This is a genomic window from Caballeronia sp. LjRoot29, from assembly GCF_964252755.1.
GTDB lineage: Bacteria > Pseudomonadota > Gammaproteobacteria > Burkholderiales > Burkholderiaceae > Caballeronia.
The window spans coordinates 136,731-157,778 of the sequence record NZ_CAXUPU020000011.1 but is presented as its reverse complement, the minus strand read 5'-3'; the positions used below and the strand labels follow the sequence as shown (position 1 = coordinate 157,778).

The following is a 21,048-nucleotide window of genomic DNA, read 5'->3' as shown; positions in this document are numbered from 1 at the left end:
TTATATCGAACTATCTGAATTACCCGAATTATCGCACTCGATTTTTCCACGGAGCCTGCCCGATGCCCACGTTATTCGAACCCTTCAAACTCAAAGATATCTCGTTGCGCAACCGCATCGCCATCCCACCGATGTGCCAATACTCCGCTGTCGACGGCCTGATCAACGACTGGCACCGCGTGCATCTGGCGAGTCTCGCGCGCGGCGGTGCTGGACTGGTTATCGTCGAGGCGACCGCCGTGTCGCCTGAAGGCCGCATCACCCCGGGCTGCACGGGCATCTGGAATGATGAGCAAGCGCAAGCCTTCGTGCCCGTCGTTGCATCGATCAAGGCAGCAGGCGCGGTGCCGGGCATCCAGATCGCGCACGCGGGTCGCAAGGCCAGCGCCAACCGGCCGTGGGAAGGCGACGACCATATCGCCGCAGACGATCCGCGCGGCTGGGACACCATTGCACCTTCCGCTGTCGCCTTTGGAGCCAACCTGCCGAAGGTGCCTAAGGCGATGACCGTCGACGATATCGCCCGCGTGCGCCAGGATTTTGTCGATGCCGCAAAGCGCGCGCGCGACGCAGGATTTGAATGGCTGGAACTGCACTTCGCTCACGGCTATCTAGGTCAGAGCTTTTTCTCGACGCACTCCAATCAACGCGATGATGCCTATGGCGGAAGCCTCGACAACCGCAGCCGCTTCATGCTGGAGACGCTCGCCGCAGTGCGCGAAGTCTGGCCTGAGCACCTGCCCCTGACGGCACGCTTTGGCGTGATCGAATATGACGGCCGCGATGAGGAAACCCTCGCGGAGTCCATTGAGCTGGCGAAAAATTTCAAGCGTGGCGGGCTGGACCTGCTCAGCGTCAGCGTGGGGTTCTCTACGCCTGCAGCAAACATTCCGTGGGCGCCCGCGTTCCTTGCGCCTATAGCACATCGGGTGCGGCGTGAGGCGCAACTGCCGGTTGCATCTGCATGGGGAATCGATACACCGGAGCTCGCCGACAACGCCGTACGCGAAGGTCAACTCGATCTCGTGATGGTCGGCCGCGCGCATCTGGCCAATCCTCACTGGACGTATTACGCGGCGAAAAAGCTCGGCATTGCACGTCCTTCGTGGACGCTGCCTGCGCCCTACGCGCATTGGCTCGAACGCTACGCGGTCAGCTAATCACGCGCCCACGACGCCGGCAATCGATGTGCATTTTTTGCACGGTTGCCGGCGTATTGCCGCGCTAGCGTTAATTACAAAGACTCCTAAGCAAGTTCCGGCTCGCGCCGCTGAACCGGACTCATCGCCTTGCGCGCCGCGCCGGGCCGATGCGACCGCGGGCCCGTGGATACGTCATCCGAACCAGACCGCGATGAATCGCCACGCAGCGTAAACACCGCCACCGCATCGCGCAACGAATTGGCCTGTTCGGCAAGCGCGTGTGCCGCTGCGGACGCTTCCTCGACCAGCGCGGCATTTTGCTGCGTCACCTCGTCCATTTGCGTAACGGCCGTATTGACCTGTTCAATACCCGTGCTCTGCTCCTGTGACGCCGAAGAAATCGCGCCGACAATATCCGTCACGCGCTGCACCGACCCCACGATCTCCGCGATGATCTGCCCCGCGTCGCCGACGAGCACCGAACCCGCCTTCACGCGATCGGTCGACTGGGCGATCAACGCCTTGATTTCCTTGGCGGCCGATGCGCTGCGTTGCGCGAGCGTGCGCACTTCCGCTGCGACGACCGCGAAACCGCGCCCTTCCTCGCCCGCGCGGGCCGCTTCCACGGCTGCGTTAAGCGCAAGGATATTGGTCTGAAACGCAATGGCGTCGATCACGGCGATGATCTCCGCGACCTTGCTTGAACTATCGGCAATGCCGTGCATGGTTTCAACGACCTGATCCATCATCACGCCGCCGCGCGAAGCGGTGTGTGAAGCCGCGTCCGCGAGCGTGGATGCCTGCCGCGCGTTCTCTGCGTTCTGGCGAACCGTGCCGGTGAGTTCTTCCATGCTCGCCGCCGTTTCTTCGAGCGATGCCGCCTGCTCTTCCGTGCGCGACGAAAGGTTCAGGTTGCCCGATGCGATCTCGGCGCTGGCCGTCGCCACGCCTTCGGCATTCTCACGAACCTTGGCGACCACTTGCGACAAACTCGACTGCATGTCTTTCAATGCCGCAAGCAATTGCGCGATCTCGTCCTTGCCGCTGGAGTCAAACTCCATCGAAAGATTACCGGTCGCCACTGCTCGTGCGCAATTCAGCGCGTGACCAAGCGGCCGCGAGACCGTGCGGCTGAACATGACGCCGCCGATCATCGCGAGCGCGAGTACCGACAACATCAGCGCAATGCTGATCTCAGTCGCATGATGTGCGTCGATAGCGGCCTGCGCCGAAACCTGCGCGCTGTCAGCCGCGATTTTTTGAGTAGCCTGTTCAAGCAGCGCTGAAGGTTCACGGTCTACACCGGCCACGGCTTTATCGCCGGCCGAGGGTTCGAACCCCGCTGACTTGAATGCCTCGAAGCCTTTGCGATACCCCTCGCCCATCGCCGCGTGTGCGATCGCAAAGCGTTCGATCAGCGTGCGACTTTCACCTTCCGGCAACTTGGTTTTGAGTTCAGCCGCGAGCGTGCTGACGGTCTTTTCGCGGGTCTGGAAGGCGGACCAGTATTTGTCGAGATTTGCCGGGTCCTTGCCACGCAACAACGTGTCCTTCCACTCCTGGACTTGCAGCTTGAATGCGACGAGCGTGGCGGACACCATGCGTTCATTCGCAACGTTGTCTTGTACCGTAGTTCCGTAGGCGTTGATCGACTGGTTGAGCGCGAAGATGCCATACAGTGCGCCGGCGAACATCAGCAGCAGCGCGACGGTGAAGGCAAGGGGAATTTTGAGGCTGAGCTTCATTGATGGTTCTCGGATTCGACAAGCCGCGACGGGAGCGCGCGGTTGGACTACTGCTTATCGGTCCGTTGGCCCAAAACTGAAGGTGTGAAGCCGGTATGCGTTTCGAAGAAACATGACCCCAATTTGATGGGGCCATCAAGCTTACGATGCAAGTCAAACGCGCTTACGCCGAGCTTGTCGCCCGGCGAAGCGCACCAGTCTATTATCGCGTTGCACTCAGCGTGTTCACACCCATTTCATCGAGTACGTCGCGCACCGCGGCGAGCAAACCGTGCATCTCCTTTTCATAGAGCCTGCCAATACAGCCGATACGAAACGATTCCGCGATCGTCAGCTTGCCCGGATAGATCACATATCCCCGTGTTTTCAGGCCATCGTAGAAACGTTCGAAAACAAAGCCCGGATGCGCAGGCATGCGGAAGGTCACGATGATCGGCGCCTGCAGATCCGCCTTCAGCAGAAGCTCGAAACCGAGCACCTTCATGCCGTCGATGAGAACGCGGCAATTGTTCCGGTACCGTCCCCCTCGTCCCGCCACGCCACCCTCGTCATCAAATTCCTGAAGCGCCTGATGGAACGCCACGATCACATGCGTAGGGGGTGTGAACCGGTATTGCCCAGTCTTTTCGAAATTTGCCCACTGATCGTGGAGATCGAGAACCAGCGTGGTGGCGTTGCCCTTGGTCGCCACCAGCGCGTCGCGCCGGCACACGACAAAGCCAAGACCCGGCACGCCTTCAATGCACTTGTTCGACGAAGCCGCGACTGCATCTGCGTGGATCGCGGGTGCATCGATTGGCAGTGCGCCGAACGCGCTCATTGAATCGATGAGATAGCCCTTTTTGTACTTGGCGGCAAGCGCGCCAATCTCGGCAATCGGATTCAGGATGCCTGAGGTCGTCTCGCAATGGACCACGAAGATATGCGTGATCGACGGCGTGCGCTTCAAGATTGTCTCGACCTTTTTAAGGTCCGGCGGTGCATCTTCAGCCGTTTCATGGATGACGCTCTTGCGCCGGGCAATGTCGAGAATGCGTTTCGCGCGCTGACCGTAAGCGCCATTGATGAGGAGGAGAACCTTGCCGCCTGGCGGCACGAAACTCGTCAGCATGGCTTCGACTGCAAAGGTACCGGAACCTTGCATTGGCACCGTGACATAGTCGCCTTCGCCATGAACAACCTCGACGAGCCGCGCGAGCACCGCTTTGTTGATTGCGACAAAACTTGCATCGCGCGAGCCCCAGTCGTGTGCCATCGAAGCCTTGACGGTGCGCGAGGTCGTCAGGGGTCCGGGCGTCAGGAGAAAGGGATCGCCCGTTTCGGTGGCAGCTGGTTTGAGGACCGTGGATTGATTCATAAGAAGGGTGTCCGATATCGATGTGTGGCGTTTAAGGCTGCACGAAGAATGGTGAGTGTGTAACGTTCACGTCGCAAGGTCCTCGGCGCATGACGACATTTTAACCGCGCGCTGTCCGATGCGAAAATTCCGCCTGCGTCGACATGAAACACATCGTCAGCCGTGCGGCGTCCTCGCTCGCGCAGTGGCCAGATAATCAAATGACAAGTCGCTTGAAATCCGACCAGGCATATTGCTCGTTATCCTAACTTATTCATCGCGTGATGGCGGCTTGACCGGCTTGTGGGCGACCTGCGTCGACAGCACGATTGCCGTCGAGGTCGTGCCATAGGTGTTCAGTGCATCGATAATGCCCTGCAAATGCTGCACGTCGGTTGCGAGCACACGCAGCACCGCACAATCGTCGCCTGTCACCGTCAGGCATTCAATGACTTCGGGGCGCTCGCGGGCAAACGCTTCATACGGCCGCCCTGCCTGAGCCTGCACACGGATCATCGCGGTGATCGTGTAGCCGAGCTTCGCCGGGTCAACCCACGCACGGTAGCCCCCTATGACGCCCTGCACTTCCAGCCGCTTGATCCGCTCAGACACGGCGGGCTGGCTGAGGTGTACGCGCCGGCCAATTTCAGCATGCGACACCCGCGCGTCTTGCTGCAAAAGTTCGAGGATCTTGCGGTCGTGATGATCAACTTTGGTATTCATGGAAATCCTTCGATAAATCCGATCAACGATCGGGCTTTGTCGAAAAATACCATTGAATTCGGGTTATAAAAACCATGACGACGCGATAGATTATAAGTAAATCCCTTCGTGGTAAGAGACTCGACATGCACCTGAAAATCTGGCTGATCTTCGTCGCGACAACGGGTCTCGTGTGTCTCACGCCCGGCGTTGCAGCACTGCTCGTTGTCGCTCAAGGCATCTCTAACGGCGTGCGGCGCAGCTACTGGACCATCGCCGGGATCGCGCTTGCCAATTCAATTTATTTTGCTTTATCGGCGACGGGTCTGGCGGCGCTGATCGTCACCAGTCACAACGTGTTTAATGCAGTGAAATGGGCCGGCGTTGCTTATCTCGTGTATCTCGGTGTTCGGGCCTTATTCAACCGGTCGAGTGCGCTGACCATCCAGCCTGCGGGCATTGCGGCAGTCAGCGGTCCGCGTGCGTTGAGTCAGGGTCTGATGGTTGAGTTGGCAAACCCGAAAGCGCTGCTCTTTTTCGTCGCGCTACTTCCGCAGTTCGTTGAGGTGCACCAACCAATCTGGCTTCAAATGCTGATCTTCGGCTTGACGACGGTGCTGCTGGACCTCTGTTCCTATTCCTTCTATGCGTGGCTCGGCGCAAAGAGTCAGGGATTGGCTGCGAATCGGAAATGGGCGGGTGCCGCGAGTCGGATAAGCGGTGTTGTGTTGATCGCCGCGGGGGCGCTAACCGCATTCGCCAAGGCGTGACGCCGGATGTGATATCGGCGCTTGGGTAAAACGTTTTGATCGGTGTTCTGTGCAAGCATAGATCAGTCGGCTTAAGGAAACGTCACCGCTAGACGCGCGAACGTTTCCTTAGGGCAGCTGGCGCCGCCTCTGGCGTCAGTTAATGACAGCGGTTTTGCCAGTGGCCATGCACCTTCACTTTGTGGCATACGCGGTGATGGTGATCTTCTGCGAAAGCGGAAGTAAAAGCGCCGAGCGTAAGAGCGGCGGTGATGACGGCAAGAATGGCTTTTTTCATATGACAATATGACGTTGAAGGGAATTGGAATCCTAGCAGCGTTACATTACAGTCTCGAATCGAGAGCCCGACGTTAAAACCTGCAACAATCCCGCGCTGCAAAAGCCGTCGCCTTAGGTCGCGTGCTTCCTCGCTAACTCCGCCGCAACGATTGTCCCAAGCCGCTCTACTCCATGGTCGCCGACCTCGCGAGGCGGCTCTGCGACTTTTCAGAGCCGGATCTCACGTCTGTCATTTCACGGTAGACAGCCTTGCGTTTTGCGTTGCTTGCAGGGCGATGACTGCATCAACACCAAGCTGCGCGATTCGTTCGTCGTCATCTTCCGATAAACCGCTGACCGCAACCGCGCCGGCCACCATCCCGTCTATCAGAACCGGCAAGCCACCCGCCCAGCCGACATAACGCGCATCTCCGTAAGAAGACATGCTCCAGCCCCCCGCCTTGGCCTCCAATGCCAGTTGGCGAGTAGCCATCCCTTGCCGGGCGGCTGTAAAGGCCTTGGCTTGCGCGGCAGCTATGGAAGGCAGTGGCGCCCCGTCCATCCGTACCAGCGCGATCAATTCGCCATGTGCATCGCTGACCGCAAGCACAGCGGCTGCATAATTTTTTTCAAGCGCCTGCCGCATGTCCTCTATTGCGGCGAGCGCTTCCGCGTTGCTAACACCGCTATGAACTAGCACTGAATTTTCCCCTGGACGTTACGTAGACGAATAGACAACTTCATGCAGGTAGTGGCGCGTCTTCACGGATAAGCTTGCTCGTTCGAAGCGCAGCCCAGAACGCCGCCGGAATCTCCACCTTGAACGTCTCGATGTTGTCTTCCAACTGCGCGACAGTTCTGACGCCTGGAATATTGGTGGCTATCGCGGGATGCGCCAACGCGAATTGCAACGCGGCAGCCTTGAGCGGAACCTTGAATTCATCGCAAACCGCTTCGATCTTTCGAACGCGAGCAACTATTTCATTCGATGCAGGCGCGTAGTTGTATCGTACGCCCGGAATTGCACCGGTTGCCAATATGCCGCTGTTATAGCAACCCCCTAAGATGACCGAGACCTTTTGCTTCTCGCAAGCAGGAAGAAACCCGTCGAGCGAATCCTGCTCCAGCAATGTGTATCGGCCGGCCAATAACAGGCAGTCAAAATCGACCCGCTTGATGGCCTCGTAAGCGACCTGCCATTCGTTGACACCTACGCCAATCGCTTTCACTACGCCTTCGTCTCTTAGACGAATCAGCGCCTTAGCCGCACCCGACATCGCGGCATTGAAGACCACCGGCTGTTCCTGCGGACCATGCGTAAAATTGTCTATGTCGTGAATCAGCGCGATATCTATTCGTTCCAGCCCCAGACGCTGCAGGCTGTCTTCGATAGAGCGCATCGTACCGTCATAGCTGTAATCAAAACGCAGTTCGAACGGCAGTCCGCTTGCCCACGGACTAAAGTCGATATCCGATCTCCTTGCCGCCTTTAGCAGACGGCCGACCTTGGTGGAAATGACAAACTCGTCACGCGGATACCAGCGAAGTCCCTGACCACAACGCGCTTCGCTAAGGCCATGGCCATACATGGGCGCCGTGTCGAAATAGCGAATGCCCGCATTCCATGCCGCCTGAATCAGCGCGACGCTGGTCTCTTCCGAGATCGGCCGGGCGAGGTTGCCGATGGGCGATGCGCCAAAACCCATCACCGTTACGTCCAGCTCCGAGCGTGGCCAGGTCTTTTTCATGTCAGCGTTCATTTTTTTCCTGTTTAAGTAGTGCAATCAAGCCGTTGACCTTATTTAACTTTAGCCGCCGCAGCGAGTGCCTGGACACCGGTTTTTGCGTCCTCATTGGAGTTCATGAACTTGCTGATGGCATCGGACATGGCGCCTGCGGTCACGGTCGACTGCACCATGCCAAATGCAAGCGATGGCAGGAAACCCCCTGACTTGATCGTCCTTTGTTCGTCGGCGTACGACTTCTTGGCGCAGTCATCAAACTTGTCCATCGATACATCCTGACGGATCGGGATGGAACCCTTGTACAGGCTGAACTGTTGTTGAAAATCGGGCGACATGATGGTCTTGGCTAAGGCAAGCTGACCTGGCGTTGCTTCTTTTGAGCCCTTCTGCTGAAAAAATACAAAGGAGTCCACGGTGTAAGTGAAGGCGCTGGACGTGCCTGGCGCGACAGCGCAGACGTAATCGACACCCGGCTTCTTGTTCGCATTTTCGAACTCGCCTTTGGCCCAGTCGCCCATGAACTGCATGCCGCCTGTACCGTTGATCACCATTGCAGTGGCAAGATTCCAGTCCCGGCCCGCATAGCCTTTATCGAAGTACGACTCGATCTTCTTGACTGTCTCGAACACTTGCACCATTTGCGGAGATGTCAGCGTCTTCTGGTCGAGGTCGACCAATGCCTTCTTGTAGAAGTCAGGGCCTTGCGACAGCACGACCGTTTCCCAAACCGTCATGTCTTGCCAAGGCTGTCCGCCGTGTGCAACCGGGGTGATGCCTGCCGCGCGAAACTTGTCAGCCAGTGCGAAGAATTCAGGCCATGTTGCAGGTGGTGTTCCCCCGACCTTGTCTAGCGCTGCCTTGTTTATCCAGAGCCAGTTGATTCGATGCACGGAAAATGGCGCACCAACATAATGACCGCCGGCGCGCATGATTGCATCGATTTGCGGAGGTGTATGACTCTTCCAATCGCCCGCGGATTTGTCGATTGAAACCAGCATGTCCTGATCGGCCCAATCCTGAATGAGCGGGCCCTTGATCTGTGCAGCCGATGGCGCGTTGCCGGAGATCACCTGGGCCTTCAACGCGGTCATTGCGGCCGCGCCCGCGCCTCCGGCTACTGCAAAGTCTTTCCACTCGTAACCTTGTTTGGTCATGTCGTCTTTGAGCAGCCTGACCGCTTTTGACTCGCCGCCCGAGGTCCACCAGTGCAGCACTGAAATGGACTCAGCGGCGCTCGCCGCGTGGCATATACAGAGACTGAATAAGGCGCACATGCCCTGTTTAAGATTTTTGTTCATCGTTGTCTCCTGGGAATTACATGTAGCCTTGATCGGCTCGTCTATTTTCTTTGCCTGGCCTTAGCGGACTTAAGCTTTTGCCGGGCAAAGAGAGTTCGCGCAACTCAGGTACTTGACCGGAGCTGCGTTAAAGGAAGCGGTAAAACAGGAAGCGGTAAAACGACGTAAAAAGCGGCTTAAAGTGAAAGGCCGAGTTGCTCACGGCCTAGCGGCGTTAAATCCGCCTCGGTCGCGCGTCCGACGAAATCAACTTCGAAGTTATCGGCGGGAAAGTCGGGAGGGCTTTTCCCTTCCCTAAAGCTCGGTAGTTGACGCTTCAAGTAGGCATCGTTCTTGGCGCAAGCCGGCGCCGACGATATGTACATGACATTGCTAAATCCCGTGCCGCGGTGTGCATCCTCAACAGCGTGAATGACATCGCTGTGCCAGAACACAGTATCTCCCGCTTGCATCTTAGGGATTGACGAAAGCGCCTCATAAAGCGGGCCGTGCCATTCGGGCTTGATCGACAACGCCCGGCCCGGCATGGCCCCGCAGAGGTCGTCCTCTGGAACGTCGTCCTGAAGCGCCCGCAGCAGCACATAGGCCATGGCGTTCGCGATTGGAATGAGTTGCAGCGTGCCATCGCCCGGCCCTTGCGGCGTCAGCGCAGTCCAGCCCTGGAAGGTCCGGAACATCGAGCACACTGCGGGCGACGCGATCTCCCTTACGTCCGGCCGATAAGCCGCGTCGAATGGGTCATAGCGTTTCCAGTCGCCGCTAAAGACGTGCCGATAAACCCGCCTGAAGTTTTCCTCAAGCCACCGCTCGACGGAACCGCCATCGCAATGGGCGGACAATCCTAACGACTCCGAGCCCGGCGGACGCCGGCGCAACCGGTCCGCGTAGACCGGCACATGATCGGGATCGAAGTGCTGACGGCCTTCGCTCTCCGCTTTCCACAAGCGGTTAAGGAACACGCGGGTGGCAGTTAATTCAGGCGATTGACGCGCGGCAACTTGAGGCGCGGACCAATAGATGCCATAGATTTGCGGCTTGCTCGATGCCAGGTTGCCGAAGTACTTGTCCTCCGCGCGATTCAGCAGCCGCTCGTCCAGATTGTTGGTGTCCACGTACTCGGCGATCTGCGCGTCCCATTGCGTGGCTTGCTCCGGACTGAATACGCGTCGCACCACGCAAGCGCCGCGAGCCTTGATGAAAGTAATGGTGTCGGCACTGACGCGCTGCGCGGCGATGTCCTCATAGGAAAGTTCGGGAATGACCGAGTCGCCGCGAGCGCGCTGTGCTGCAATGACGCTGGCTTGCTGCTTGATGTCATCCTCGACTGCAAGAAACACTTCACGACAATTGGGTAAGGCTTGACGCAACGCCCGCTTCGCTTCGCGAATGGCGGCGGGCAAGTCATCAATTTGCAGGGCTTGCATGATTGTCTCCGCGTATTTGGTATGTGCGGAGCTTAAGCTGAGCCACGAATAAGAAGTGATACGATCAAGACAATCAATTTGCGTTTTCAGCCATCGACCATTAGGGGATGGACGTGTCCGTCATTAACGGCGGCTAGGCGCTGCGGGTTAACCCGTTATCGATTAACTTAAGTCTTTATCGAACGCGAACCGAATTAATCTCAGGCGCCCTTAGCCTATTTTCCATCAGGAAAGGTCCCGTTCCTAAGCGTCTCCCGAGTTGTAAAAAAAACAGTTAGCAATCCAAATTAGAAACTCTTCGTCCTCTGCCACCTACTCTAGAGGTTAGAACGCGCTAAGCAGAGTACGAGCCAACGCGCTCGCCTCTTCGGCAGACCTGACATTGGTGAATCCCATCAGCAGTCCTCGTTTCGATGCTGCTCCGGCATACCAGCTCGACAACGCATTCACCGATAACCCGAGGCCCCGCGCACGCAACGCAATCGCACTGTCATCGGATTCGTTTTCGAGCATCGCAAGAAGATGCATGCCGCCAGCTTGCAAACGAAGTTGCGCGCGCATGCCTAAAGTGCCCCCAAGCGCATCTGCAAGCATCGTGCGGCGATCCGCGTAGATGTTCCGCATCTTGGTAATATGCCGCGCGAAATAGCCGTCTTCGATAAACCTTGCCAGCGTCGCCTGTAGCAAACGCGGACATTGATTCTGCATTCGATTAGCAGTTTCAAAGAACCGGGCGACGTGCTCTTGCGGCACCACCAAATACGACAGACGCAACCCGGGTGCGAGCACCTTGCTGAAGGTGCCTGTGTATAGCACTCTCCCCGGGCCGCCTGTATCAAGACTTTTTAACGCGGGAAGCGGCCGCCCTCTATACCGGTATTCGCTGTCGTAATCGTCTTCGATAATCCAGCGGTCACCGGCTCTTGCCCAGTCCAACAAAGCGTATCTGCGCGAAAGGGATAACGACACGCCCAGCGGACTCTGGTGACTGGGTGTGACCAGCGCAAAGCGTGCATTCGCGTCCATCTTGATGCCGGCTTCGACATCGAGGCCGTCGTCATCGACTGGAACCGGCAGCAGTTTCATCCCCGCATTGCTCAGGAAGTGCCGCGCCATGAGATAGCCGGGATCCTCGAACCAGCACGCGTCGCCACTGCGCAAGACCGCGCGGCAGATCAGATCCAGACTGGCGCGATATCCCGCGCAAATAAAGACCTGATCGGGCGAGCAGGCAACGCCTCGCGATACACCCAAGTACCCGGCAATGGCCGCACGCAGCGGCGCATGCCCCTGGGGATCGGGATAAATCAGGTCCTGGAGACCGCTTTGGCGCATCTCGCGCGCCGCCAGGCGGTTCCAGACCGTGCTCGGAAAGGCATCCAGCGCCGGAAGGCCCATCTGCAAAGGCAACGGCATCGAGCCCGTATGTTCCGACCACGGCGCGGTCTCCGGCGTAACGCTGGACTGCCCAGCCGACTCGGGCAGTTTGATCTGGGGTGAGACCACCGTCCCGGCCGGTCCACGAGCGTTCAGATAACCCTCGCCGATCAAAAGCTGATAAGCCGATTCAACCGTGCCGCGCGCCAGATTCAGTTCCGACGCCAAGCCCCGCACCGACGGCACGCGGTCTCCGGGCCGCAACACACCATCCGCAATGGATTGACGAATGCGCAGATATATCTGCCGATAAATCGGGCCGTCCGTCACGGTACCGATGGGATTGATAGGGCTAAATGGCAGCGTCATGTCTCTCGCATGTCCTACTCAAATTCACATTTCTTGGCTCTATAGTGTATGACATCAATCGCTTAAAGTACCTCAACGATGACAAACAAAGAGGTACGCCGATGGCACCAACCATGAAACTCCAGGAATTGGACACTCCCACGCTGCAGCGCGCAGGCTTTGCGCTGATGCGCGAACTGCGCCCTCACCTGACTGACGAAGCCGCGTTCGTCGAACAGATCGTGCGTCAGTATGCGCAAGGGTATCGGCTGCTTGCCGCTTATATGGGCGAGCGAATCGCGGGGCTGATTGGTTATCGCGCGATGGAAAACACGGTGTATGGCCGCTTCGTCTATGTCGACGATCTGGTCATCGACATAGACGAGCGTCAGCAGGGTCTCGGCGCACTCCTGATCTCGACAGTGCGCAACGAAGCAACGCGCCTGGGATGTCAGCATTTTGTCCTCGATACCGGCCTGCATATGGCATTGGCACAGCGCTTTTACTTTCGCCAAGGCTTGTTGGCGCGCGGCATGCATTTCGTCCAGCCGCTACCGCAACAACTGCAAACACAGCAACGGGAAGCGATATGAACGACTTTTTATTCTTGAGTGCGAGCCCGAATCAGCAAGCTTCACACGCGTACCGCTTTGCTGACGCGCTGCTCAAGAAGCTGAGTGAAAGACATCCGGGAATGAGCGTGAATAAACGCGACCTCGCGGCGAATCCGCTGCCGCCGCTGAGTGCCGCATATGGATCCGCGCTGACAAAACGCACTCCCTTCGACGATCCCGCGTTTCGGCAATCGGAGGAGTTGATCGATGAACTGGAGCGCAGCCGCCACTTGCTGATCGCCACGCCGATGCATAACTTCACGGTGCCGGCAACGCTGAAGTTGTGGATCGATTACGTGCTTCGGATTGGACGTTCTTTTTCGGCAGGGCCCGAAGGTAAAGTCGGTTTGCTAGCTGACCGCCCGACCTACATCATTGTGAGTTCCGGCGGAATTCATCAAGGGCCGCAAGCGCGTCAACCTGATTTCTTGTCCGATTACCTGAGACATTCACTGAAGACAATTGGGATTACTAACAATCACTTCATTTATCTGCAAGGAATGGTCGGAAGTGAAGAAGCGGTGGCCGCTGCAATCTCCACCGCCCGTCAGCAGTTATCGAACACGCCGCTATTTGCCGGCGTCGAACCCGAATCGACCGCGTTTGAAGCGTCGGTATGAATTTTCGCTTTTTTTAAAAGCCCTCTTTAACTACTCCAGAGCCTGACCATGAGCCAACTTCGCCTTCCATTTACCACACTATCGCCTGCCGCTTACCAGGGGCTCCTCGCAACAAGCAAGGCACTCTCCAACAGCAGCCTCGGTATGCCCTTGATCGAATTGATCTATCTGCGCATCTCGCAGATCAATGGCTGCGCATTCTGTCTCGACAAACATTCGTCGACGTTGCGTGATTCCGGTATTGCGATACGCAAGCTCGACCAACTCGCGGGCTGGCGTGTCAGCGAGTTGTTCGATGCACGGGAACGCGCCGCGCTGGCATGGGCCGAGACATTGACGCACGTCGACCAACAAGGTGCGCCGGAGGAACGCTACGCTCCGCTGAAGGCGCTTTTCTCCGATGCGGAAATCTCGGATCTGATGATCGCCATCGCGCTGATGAACGCGTTTAATCGTCTCGCTATCGGCATGCTGCTGTAGGCTTTTGTTTGTGTTGCGAGTATCCGCGTTTTAGTTTTGAACGGCTCCGCTTTGCAGTTTGCTTGCAGTCCGCTTGGCGATTCTTTAGAGGAGCCGTCGTGCCTCACTCTGGCTGGGTAACCAACTTATCCTGTGTTTGGGTATCGAAGTCAGAGGCATCATGGCGCTCATGCAGCTGACTGGAAAGCTCGCCAAAAACACGGTTAACCATCCGCCCCCGGCGCACGGCCGGGCGCTCACCTATCGCATCAGCCCAGCGCTGAAGATGTTTGTAGTCCTGTACAGCCAGGAACTCGGCCGCCTCGTATATCCAGCCCTTTACCAGGCCACCGTACCAAGGCCAGATCGCCATGTCGGCAATTGTGTACTCGCTGCCGGCGATATATTCGTTGCGTGCAAGCTGCTTGTCGAGCACATCGAGCTGACGCTTCGTTTCCATCGCGAAACGGTCGATGGCATATTCGATCTTCGTCGGCGCGTACGCATAGAAATGGCCGAAACCTCCGCCCAGATACGGCGCGCTTCCCATCTGCCAGAATAGCCACGACAGGCATTCGGCGCGCGCGCTCGCTTCCGTCGGCAGGAACGCGCCAAATTTTTCGGCAAGATAAAGCAGAATCGCGCCGGACTCAAAAACCCGGATTGGCTTCGGGCCGCTGTGATCGAACAGCGCGGGGATCTTGGAGTTGGGATTCGCTTCAACGAAGCCGCTACCGAATTGCTCGCCGTCACCAATCCTGATCAGCCACGCATCGTATTCCGCACCGCTGTGACCGAGCGCCAGCAATTCTTCCAGCATCGTCGTGACCTTCACGCCGTTCGGTGTCGCCAGTGAGTAGAGCTGGAAAGGATGACGGCCGACTGGCAGTTCCTTGTCGTGGGTCGGTCCGGATATTGGGCGGTTGATGTTAGCGAAGCGGCCACTGCCGGATTTATTCCAGGCCCAAACTTTCGGCGGCACGTAGTCAGCGGAATCAGTCATGCTCAAAGCTCCTGGCATTTTAGGGAATCGTTTTGGGAAATCGGTATCTTGAAGCGACAGTAACAAATTGGCGCGAGGCGTGCAGGAAGGTCCCGCATTGACGCTATTGACCGTTGACGAGTGAATGCTCGACCGCGGCGGTCTGCGAGCCAGTGAACGACTGCTACTCGCGGCCGCTCACTGTAGTGTGATTACGCTTCAGACAGAATCTGTCGAATGGCTTTCTCGAACGCTTCAACGGGTTGTGCGCCAGTCAGCAAGTAGCGGTCATTAAAGATGATCGACGGCACTGACTGAATACCCATTGACTGATATTTCTCTTCTTCTGCACGGACCTCATTGGCATAGTCGCCTCCTTGCAGAACGGAGCGCGCCTCAGCGCCGTCAAGCCCCACTGATTCCGCCGCTGCAACCAGAACGTCATGGTCGCTCGTGGCCTTGCCCTCGCCGTGATAAGCCTGGAGCAGTGCCTCTTTAAGCTCAACCTGTTTGCCTTTGATCCCGGCCCAATGCATCAGACGATGCGCGTCGAAGGTGCTATAGATCCGGCTACGCTTGCCGAAAGTGAAACCCACATCCGCGCCGCGCTGCCGGAGATCGTCCTGCGCCTGGGCTACCTGCTGCGGAGTGCGCCCGTATTTCTTGCTGATATGGTCGACAAGGTCTTCACCCTCCTCACCCATCTGCGGATTCAGTTCGAAGGGATGCATCACTATTTCGGCGTCGACCGTATCGCCAAGTCGCGACAACGCAAGCTGCAGCGAAGATAGACCGACAGCACACCACGGGCACGCTATGTCGGAGACAAAATCGATTCTGATCGGTTGTTTCATTGCTTTCCTGATGATGATTGTCTGTTTCGTCACCGGTTCGACACGAGGGCAACAGCCACCTACAGCGTAGCCGGATTTGCAAATGCTTGCCGAATCGGTGGCTGAAGCGGTGGCCGAGCAAAGAGCGTCCGGGGCCTGGGAACGCGGTACAAAACGGCGGGTGAATCCTTCGAGAAACGCAGCGGACGTTTCAGTCCTGATCGGGCACGGATTCTATTCTGGACGAGTTTCGACGCGGAATCAGCATGGCCCGCCGCATTTCAATTGTTCCCATCAGTCAAGCATGTGTCCGGAATAAACCAGCGGCGGAGCGCGTCCTCCAATCCTTCTGTGCTGTTCTGCTCACCGGTCCAGGCAATGCAGGCGTCGGGACGGATCAGCATTGAAGGGCCTGTATCAACGGATGCACAACATACGATACCGAGGAAGCGAAAGCCGCCTTTCTTGCTATTGTTGATAAGGGAACCATCGGGCTGAAGGCTGCGATGACAGGCACGCCTTACGCCTGATCGATCACCTTCTGCCGACACGAAATTACCGTGCCGGTGCACAGCCACGTATGCGCCCGTTCACGCTACGCCGATCATTGATCCGGCGATCACGATCGTCAGTACCAACGCGGCGATCGCGCTGAAACAATAGTCGCGTCGATGCAGGAAAACACCCAGCATCAAGGTCAAACGCGCGACCGGGAGGAGGATGAAAAGTGCGATCCCCGTCGTCATGATTCGGGTGGCGACCACCGACGTTGCCACGGACCCGTTGCGAGCCCATGAATCCAGCAGCGCCATCGCGAGTCCTGCCGCAACCGTACTTGCGGCCACCCATGTGCCATATTGCAGAAGCCAGGCCAACCACCGTTCAAGCCCTGGCGCCTCCGATGCCGTGCGCCTCATGCCGGCCCTCCGAAGAGGCGGATACCCAGTGCTTCGAGAAGCATCTGCACGGCAAGGATCGCGAGCACGACGACGAAAAGCACGCGCAGTTTGTCACTCGATATCCGCATCAAAATGCGTGCGCCAAGTACCGCGCCCACGACGGAACCCAGCGCCACGGGTGCGGCAATCGCGGTCATAATTTCACCGCGCAGGAAATACGCGCCTGCGCTAGCCGCAGCCGTCACGCCGATCATGAAATTGGACGTCGCGGAGGAAACCTTGATCGGCAGGCGCAACGCCATATCCATTGCCGGAATCTTGAGGACGCCGCTGCCGATGCCGAGTAACGCCGAAATCAATCCGGCACCGTACATCAAGGACATGCCAAGCCCGAGGCGATGCACACGGTATTCGATATCGCGTCCGAGCGTGTGATCCGGATACCGGGAATCCAGGCCCAACGAAACACTCCACGCAACGGCGCTCGCGCTCGCGAGCACAACAACAGGATCGGAGCGCCTCGCAAGCATTTGCTGCGCTGACAGCATCAGGATTACAGCAAAAATGAAATAGAGCACAGGGACTGGAATGAGACCGCTCATCAGCACGCCGGACAATGCGCCTAGCGTTGTAGCGGTCTCCAAAACAATAGCAAGCCGGATATTGGTCAATCGACCGCGAAGAAAAGGAGCAGCGCCGCTACAGGAACAGGCGATTACCGAGACGATGCTGGCGCCAATTGCAACATGAATGTCGACATGGCCGAACACGGTCAGGATGGGCACGATAAAAATGCCGCTCGCCATGCCCAGCATTCCACCTAGCGCACTAGCCCCAAACGACATCGCAAACAGCCAGACTACATGACCCGTATCCATGGGAAATCCTCGTCCTACCGGCCATGCGGCTTGCGCCGCTTGAGGTGCGTGACGAACTGGATCTGGTCGCCGCGGTAGTACAACTTTTCATAGTCGACGGGCGTGCCGTGCTCGCTGTACGACGTGCGCTCAATCAGAAAAATTGCGCTACCTGCCTTGATCTCAAGTGCTTGCGCGACAATCTTGTTTGCCAAGACAGCTTCGAGCCTGTACTCCGCCTTCATGAGCGGCGTATCGTACTTCTGCTCAAGCAATTCAAAAATTGGTTCGGCTTCCAGATCATTTTCCATGATCTTCTCGCCGATTTCCTTCGGCAACCAGGTTTCATCGAACGATAACGGGGTGCCGTCGGCAATGCGTATGCGCTGAATGTGGACTACCTGCGCGCCGGGCTCGAGCGAAAGCTTGCGAGCGACAAGATCGCTGGCGTTTTGAATTTTCTTGGTCAACAAGCGCGCGGTGGGATGACGGCCATGCTCGCGCATATCTTCGACAAAACCGCTCAGCTCAGTGAGCTCTTGCGTCAGGCGAGGCTGTGAAACGAACGTGCCCTTGCCGCGGCGGATTTCAATCAGCCCCCGGTTGATCAAATTCTGCACGGTCTTCTGAAGGGTCGTCCGGCTTATGCCGAACGCCGCTAACAAGGCGGCTTCATTGGGCAGTTGCGCTCCCCGAGTATAAGTCCCGTCGGCAATGCGGGCCACGAGCTCCGCTTCTACCTGCGCGTAAAGGGGAAGTTGGCTGTCACGGCTTGAATTCATATAGACATCATGACGTCATGATGTCTGGTTGTCAAGGCGCGCGCCGAGCCCGACGACGCCTTCGGCGGACCACGGGGCGGTTAGTCCTTCGCGAACAGCCCGAGAAAACCGTTCGCTGAGATGTGCGTCCTGTCTTACTTATCGTCCCGGGCTGTCAGTTCACGAACGAGCGGTATGACCTCTTGTGCGAAGCGCTTCATATCTGCTTCAAACGGCTGAAACTGCAGCATGAACAATTTGATTCCCGCCCGATGAAACTCGACAATACGCCGTGCGACCGTTTCGTAGCTGCCCACCAGCCCCGCTGCGGTCCCGCCGTTCGACCCCACTCGCGCCGACTTGGCGAACGTCTGGTGCATGACCACCTTTGGATCACTGTTTTCCTTCTGCACTGCACGCAAGGGAGCGTCCTTTGCAGCAAGCGCGAACAGGTGATCAAGGTGCTCTTGCGCTTGCCCATCGGTTGGCCGCGCAATCACGAACGCGGAAAGCCCGAAGCGCAATAGCGGACCCGTCCTCGCGCGCCCTCCCACGTCTTCAATCAGCCGGCGCACATCGGGCAGCGGTTGACCGTTGATGAACCAGACATCGCCGCGGTCGGCCACGAGCGCCCTCGCCGGCTCGGACTCACCGCCGATATAAATTCGCGGCCTCTCCCGGAAGCGGCCGGCCGGGCGTAGGACATAGTCTTCGACGTCGAAGAACTTGCCCTTGAAATGGGTACGCTTTCCAAGCATCAAATCGTTCACGACCGTGATCCATTCACGTCCGTACGCATATCGTTCGTCATGCTCAGCAAAGCCGATGCCGGCCTTGGCCAGCTCGGGACGGTTCCATGCATTGACCAGATTGATGGCGAATCGCCCACCGCTGATTTCTTCAATCTGCAGGGCCATCTTGGCCAGCGTGACGGGATGATAGAGGTATGGCTTGATCGCCGTGATGATCTCGATGCGCGTGGTTAAAGCAGCCAACGCTGCCGACGCCGTCCAGGCCTCGAGTTGATCAAGTGTTTCGTCGTGGGGATTGATCGTATGCTGCGCGACCAGTGTTGAATCGAAGCCGAGCCGCTCGGCTTCCAGGATGAGCTCACGGTTGCGTGACCATGACGCGTCGTAGGGTTCGTCGGGATCCTGCAGCGCGGCACGGCTACCGTGCACAAGCGCCCAAATGCCGAAGCGGGGAGTTGACGAAGGCATCAGTTGACCTGGCGTGGATTAAGGAAGAAGAAAATCGGAGCCTGCAAGCATGCGTCGGTCGCGGTGCAGCGGTCAATGACGGTCTTCGAGTTTGTTTGTATATCGATAGAACGCAAACCGGGATGGAACGTGGTCGGAGCTAATAACTTGCGTTATGGATCGCCGCATCGTCTAACCCCGATTGACTCAGGTAAATATAACGTTTCATACTAGGAAAGAAGTTCGGGGCGAAAAACAATGACCTGTCCGGGATAGTGATTCGCTCGCCAATCTCTTCGCAAGCGTATTGGCAATACGTGCCATGGGCGCCCTGCCTATCTGCGCCGGTGCGCAGTTGACCATCCTTCAATCTACTTTCGCCCACCTGACAGCGGGCAGGAAAACGGGGGCATTCGTGAGTGAGCTAACAGGCAAAGGCGCAGTTGTGACCGGCGGCGGACGCGGTATCGGGCTGGCATGTGCACGGCTGATCGCCGAGCGTGGCGGATCGGTCGCATTACTGGGCGAGGACCCTGAAATGCTGGAACAGGCAGTGACAACGTTGCGCGCCGAAAAACTCAATGTCACCGCGATCGTGGTCGATGTTGGCATAGAAGATGACATTGCCACCGCGATGGAACAGGCCGTGGAATTTCTGGGATCAATCGATATCCTGATTAATAATGCGGCCATTCAACCCTATGGCACCGTTGTGTCCATGGGATCGGTTGAATGGGACAACGTCATCCGAATCAATCTGCGCGGAACTTATCTGGCATGTCATTACGCGTTGCCATACATGCTCAAGAAACAACGCGGTTCAATCATCAACATTGCCTCAGTACAAGCGCTTGCCAACCAGACACGGGTAGCCGCATACGCCACTTCGAAGGCTGGCATGCTTGCTCTGACGCGCTCGCTCGCGGTGGATTTTGGTCCCTCAGGCATCCGCGCAAATGCGGTCTGTCCGGGCTGCATCGATGCGCCAATGACACGCTTTGCGGCCGCTCAAACCGCTCCGGGGAGAGAGGAAGAAATCCTCAGGGAATGGGGTAAGGCGCAGCCGCTCGGCCGAATCGGGCGCCCGGAAGAAGTCGCTGAGGTCGTCGCCTTTCTGGCTAGCGATCGTGCAAGTTTCTGTACAGGAGCGGAGTTCAAGGTTGACGGGGGCCTGATGGCGAGCCTCGGCGTGACATTGCCGGAATGACAGACACCGCGGTTGATCGTTCTTTCAAACTGGTTAGCCGCGGGTCACTCACCGAGAGATCGCCCGTGTACCGGTTCGTCACGATATTGCCAGAAAGATCTCCGGCATTTCGCATCACATGAATATGCAAATAACAACGATGTAAATTTCAGACGCCTAAGCATTAGCACGGTCTTCCGAAGCAACGGGACCTGTTGAACGTCACCACTTTCTTTGCGTTTAAGTTCTCCCTTCAATCAGGTCCGCCTCGTGACCCTCGAGATCTTTTTCATGCCATCGTAGAGATCGGGCGTGAATACCGTGTGACCGACAATTCTCATTCTGCTGGATGCCTCGGCTTCGAGTTGCCTGAGGCCAAGGACCGAGTGAAATAGTATGACCGTCGCCATGATGTTCGCATCGGCATGGGGTTGTGAGTCGGTTTGGGGGTCGGCGAGACGCGCGAGAGCGGCATTTTCCTTGCCGCGCCCTG

Annotated in this window: 21 protein-coding genes; 6 read left to right on the top strand and 15 right to left on the bottom strand. The window is 57.5% G+C overall.

All coding sequences use genetic code 11. The annotated features are described in order from the left end of the window. Nucleotides 1-62 precede the first annotated feature (62 nt). Complete coding sequence (locus ACSQ83_RS15190; protein ID WP_436228705.1) at nucleotides 63-1,160, top strand: NADH:flavin oxidoreductase/NADH oxidase; 1,098 nt, start codon at nucleotides 63-65, stop codon at nucleotides 1,158-1,160. Nucleotides 1,161-1,246: 86 nt separating this feature from the next. On the opposite strand, the gene ACSQ83_RS15185 is transcribed toward ACSQ83_RS15190, so the two are convergent. From ACSQ83_RS15185 to ACSQ83_RS15175, 3 genes are all read right to left on the bottom strand, one after another. Then, nucleotides 1,247-2,887 (bottom strand): methyl-accepting chemotaxis protein, encoded by a 1,641-nt coding sequence (locus ACSQ83_RS15185; RefSeq protein ID WP_436228704.1) that lies wholly within the window; start codon nucleotides 2,885-2,887, stop codon nucleotides 1,247-1,249. A gap of 202 nt (nucleotides 2,888-3,089) precedes the next feature. Continuing rightward, a complete protein-coding gene (locus tag ACSQ83_RS15180; protein WP_436228703.1) occupies nucleotides 3,090-4,244 on the bottom strand; it encodes a 2-aminoethylphosphonate--pyruvate transaminase in 1,155 nt (384 codons plus the stop codon). Between the two features lie 249 nt (nucleotides 4,245-4,493). Continuing rightward, nucleotides 4,494-4,946, bottom strand: coding sequence for an Lrp/AsnC family transcriptional regulator (locus tag ACSQ83_RS15175; protein WP_414969889.1), 453 nt, complete (start codon nucleotides 4,944-4,946; stop codon nucleotides 4,494-4,496). A 125-nt stretch (nucleotides 4,947-5,071) separates the two neighbouring features. Between ACSQ83_RS15175 and ACSQ83_RS15170 the strand changes: the two genes are divergently transcribed. Beyond that, nucleotides 5,072-5,695, top strand: a complete 624-nt coding sequence (locus tag ACSQ83_RS15170) for a LysE family translocator (protein ID WP_414948605.1) — start codon at nucleotides 5,072-5,074, stop codon at nucleotides 5,693-5,695. A 508-nt stretch (nucleotides 5,696-6,203) separates the two neighbouring features. Here the strand turns inward: ACSQ83_RS15170 and ACSQ83_RS15165 are convergent. The 5 genes from ACSQ83_RS15165 to ACSQ83_RS15145 all read right to left on the bottom strand — a co-directional run bounded on the left by ACSQ83_RS15165 (nucleotide 6,204) and on the right by ACSQ83_RS15145 (nucleotide 12,166). Continuing rightward, a complete protein-coding gene (locus ACSQ83_RS15165) occupies nucleotides 6,204-6,653 on the bottom strand; it encodes a GlcG/HbpS family heme-binding protein (RefSeq protein WP_436228702.1) in 450 nt (149 codons plus the stop codon). 40 nt (nucleotides 6,654-6,693) lie between these two features. Then, nucleotides 6,694-7,701: an aldo/keto reductase gene (locus ACSQ83_RS15160; protein WP_436228701.1), complete on the bottom strand. Its 1,008-nt coding sequence runs from the start codon at nucleotides 7,699-7,701 to the stop codon at nucleotides 6,694-6,696. A gap of 50 nt (nucleotides 7,702-7,751) precedes the next feature. Continuing rightward, nucleotides 7,752-8,996 (bottom strand): ABC transporter substrate-binding protein, encoded by a 1,245-nt coding sequence (locus tag ACSQ83_RS15155; protein WP_436228700.1) that lies wholly within the window; start codon nucleotides 8,994-8,996, stop codon nucleotides 7,752-7,754. Between the two features lie 176 nt (nucleotides 8,997-9,172). After that, complete coding sequence (locus tag ACSQ83_RS15150; RefSeq protein ID WP_436228699.1) at nucleotides 9,173-10,420, bottom strand: DUF1479 domain-containing protein; 1,248 nt, start codon at nucleotides 10,418-10,420, stop codon at nucleotides 9,173-9,175. Between the two features lie 324 nt (nucleotides 10,421-10,744). Then, nucleotides 10,745-12,166, bottom strand: coding sequence for a PLP-dependent aminotransferase family protein (locus tag ACSQ83_RS15145; protein WP_436228698.1), 1,422 nt, complete (start codon nucleotides 12,164-12,166; stop codon nucleotides 10,745-10,747). 101 nt (nucleotides 12,167-12,267) lie between these two features. On the opposite strand from ACSQ83_RS15145, the gene ACSQ83_RS15140 reads away from it, so the two are divergent. The 3 genes from ACSQ83_RS15140 to ACSQ83_RS15130 are packed head-to-tail and all read left to right on the top strand — an operon-like array spanning nucleotide 12,268 to nucleotide 13,859. After that, entirely contained in the window at nucleotides 12,268-12,738 is a 471-nt protein-coding gene (locus tag ACSQ83_RS15140; protein WP_436228697.1) for a GNAT family N-acetyltransferase, read from the top strand. Beyond that, on the top strand, nucleotides 12,735-13,379 hold the full coding sequence (locus ACSQ83_RS15135) for an FMN-dependent NADH-azoreductase (protein WP_436228696.1): 645 nt from the start codon (nucleotides 12,735-12,737) through the stop codon (nucleotides 13,377-13,379). Before ACSQ83_RS15140 ends, ACSQ83_RS15135 begins: the two co-directional genes overlap by 4 nt. 48 nt (nucleotides 13,380-13,427) lie before the next feature. Further along, nucleotides 13,428-13,859, top strand: a complete 432-nt coding sequence (locus tag ACSQ83_RS15130; RefSeq protein WP_436228695.1) for a carboxymuconolactone decarboxylase family protein — start codon at nucleotides 13,428-13,430, stop codon at nucleotides 13,857-13,859. A 103-nt stretch (nucleotides 13,860-13,962) separates the two neighbouring features. Here the strand turns inward: ACSQ83_RS15130 and yghU are convergent, their stop codons facing one another. From yghU to ACSQ83_RS15095, 7 genes are all read right to left on the bottom strand, one after another. Next, a complete protein-coding gene (gene yghU, locus ACSQ83_RS15125) occupies nucleotides 13,963-14,841 on the bottom strand; it encodes a glutathione-dependent disulfide-bond oxidoreductase (RefSeq protein WP_414969885.1) in 879 nt (292 codons plus the stop codon). Nucleotides 14,842-15,032: 191 nt separating this feature from the next. Then, nucleotides 15,033-15,674: a DsbA family oxidoreductase gene (locus ACSQ83_RS15120; RefSeq protein ID WP_414948595.1), complete on the bottom strand. Its 642-nt coding sequence runs from the start codon at nucleotides 15,672-15,674 to the stop codon at nucleotides 15,033-15,035. A gap of 260 nt (nucleotides 15,675-15,934) precedes the next feature. Then, nucleotides 15,935-16,057 carry a hypothetical protein gene (locus tag ACSQ83_RS15115; protein WP_414948594.1) on the bottom strand — a complete coding sequence of 41 codons (123 nt, stop codon included), beginning with the start codon at nucleotides 16,055-16,057 and terminating at the stop codon, nucleotides 15,935-15,937. Between the two features lie 186 nt (nucleotides 16,058-16,243). Further along, complete coding sequence (locus tag ACSQ83_RS15110; RefSeq protein ID WP_414948593.1) at nucleotides 16,244-16,570, bottom strand: DUF1634 domain-containing protein; 327 nt, start codon at nucleotides 16,568-16,570, stop codon at nucleotides 16,244-16,246. Further along, nucleotides 16,567-17,430 (bottom strand): sulfite exporter TauE/SafE family protein, encoded by an 864-nt coding sequence (locus ACSQ83_RS15105; protein WP_436228694.1) that lies wholly within the window; start codon nucleotides 17,428-17,430, stop codon nucleotides 16,567-16,569. Before ACSQ83_RS15105 ends, ACSQ83_RS15110 begins: the two co-directional genes overlap by 4 nt. A gap of 14 nt (nucleotides 17,431-17,444) precedes the next feature. Further along, on the bottom strand, nucleotides 17,445-18,191 hold the full coding sequence (locus ACSQ83_RS15100) for a GntR family transcriptional regulator (RefSeq protein ID WP_436228693.1): 747 nt from the start codon (nucleotides 18,189-18,191) through the stop codon (nucleotides 17,445-17,447). A 134-nt stretch (nucleotides 18,192-18,325) separates the two neighbouring features. Continuing rightward, nucleotides 18,326-19,390 carry an LLM class flavin-dependent oxidoreductase gene (locus tag ACSQ83_RS15095; RefSeq protein WP_436228692.1) on the bottom strand — a complete coding sequence of 355 codons (1,065 nt, stop codon included), beginning with the start codon at nucleotides 19,388-19,390 and terminating at the stop codon, nucleotides 18,326-18,328. A gap of 394 nt (nucleotides 19,391-19,784) precedes the next feature. Here ACSQ83_RS15095 and ACSQ83_RS15090 point away from each other — a divergent pair, with 394 nt between their 5' ends. Further along, nucleotides 19,785-20,576, top strand: coding sequence for an SDR family NAD(P)-dependent oxidoreductase (locus ACSQ83_RS15090; protein WP_436228691.1), 792 nt, complete (start codon nucleotides 19,785-19,787; stop codon nucleotides 20,574-20,576). The last annotated feature ends 472 nt before the right edge of the window (nucleotides 20,577-21,048 follow it).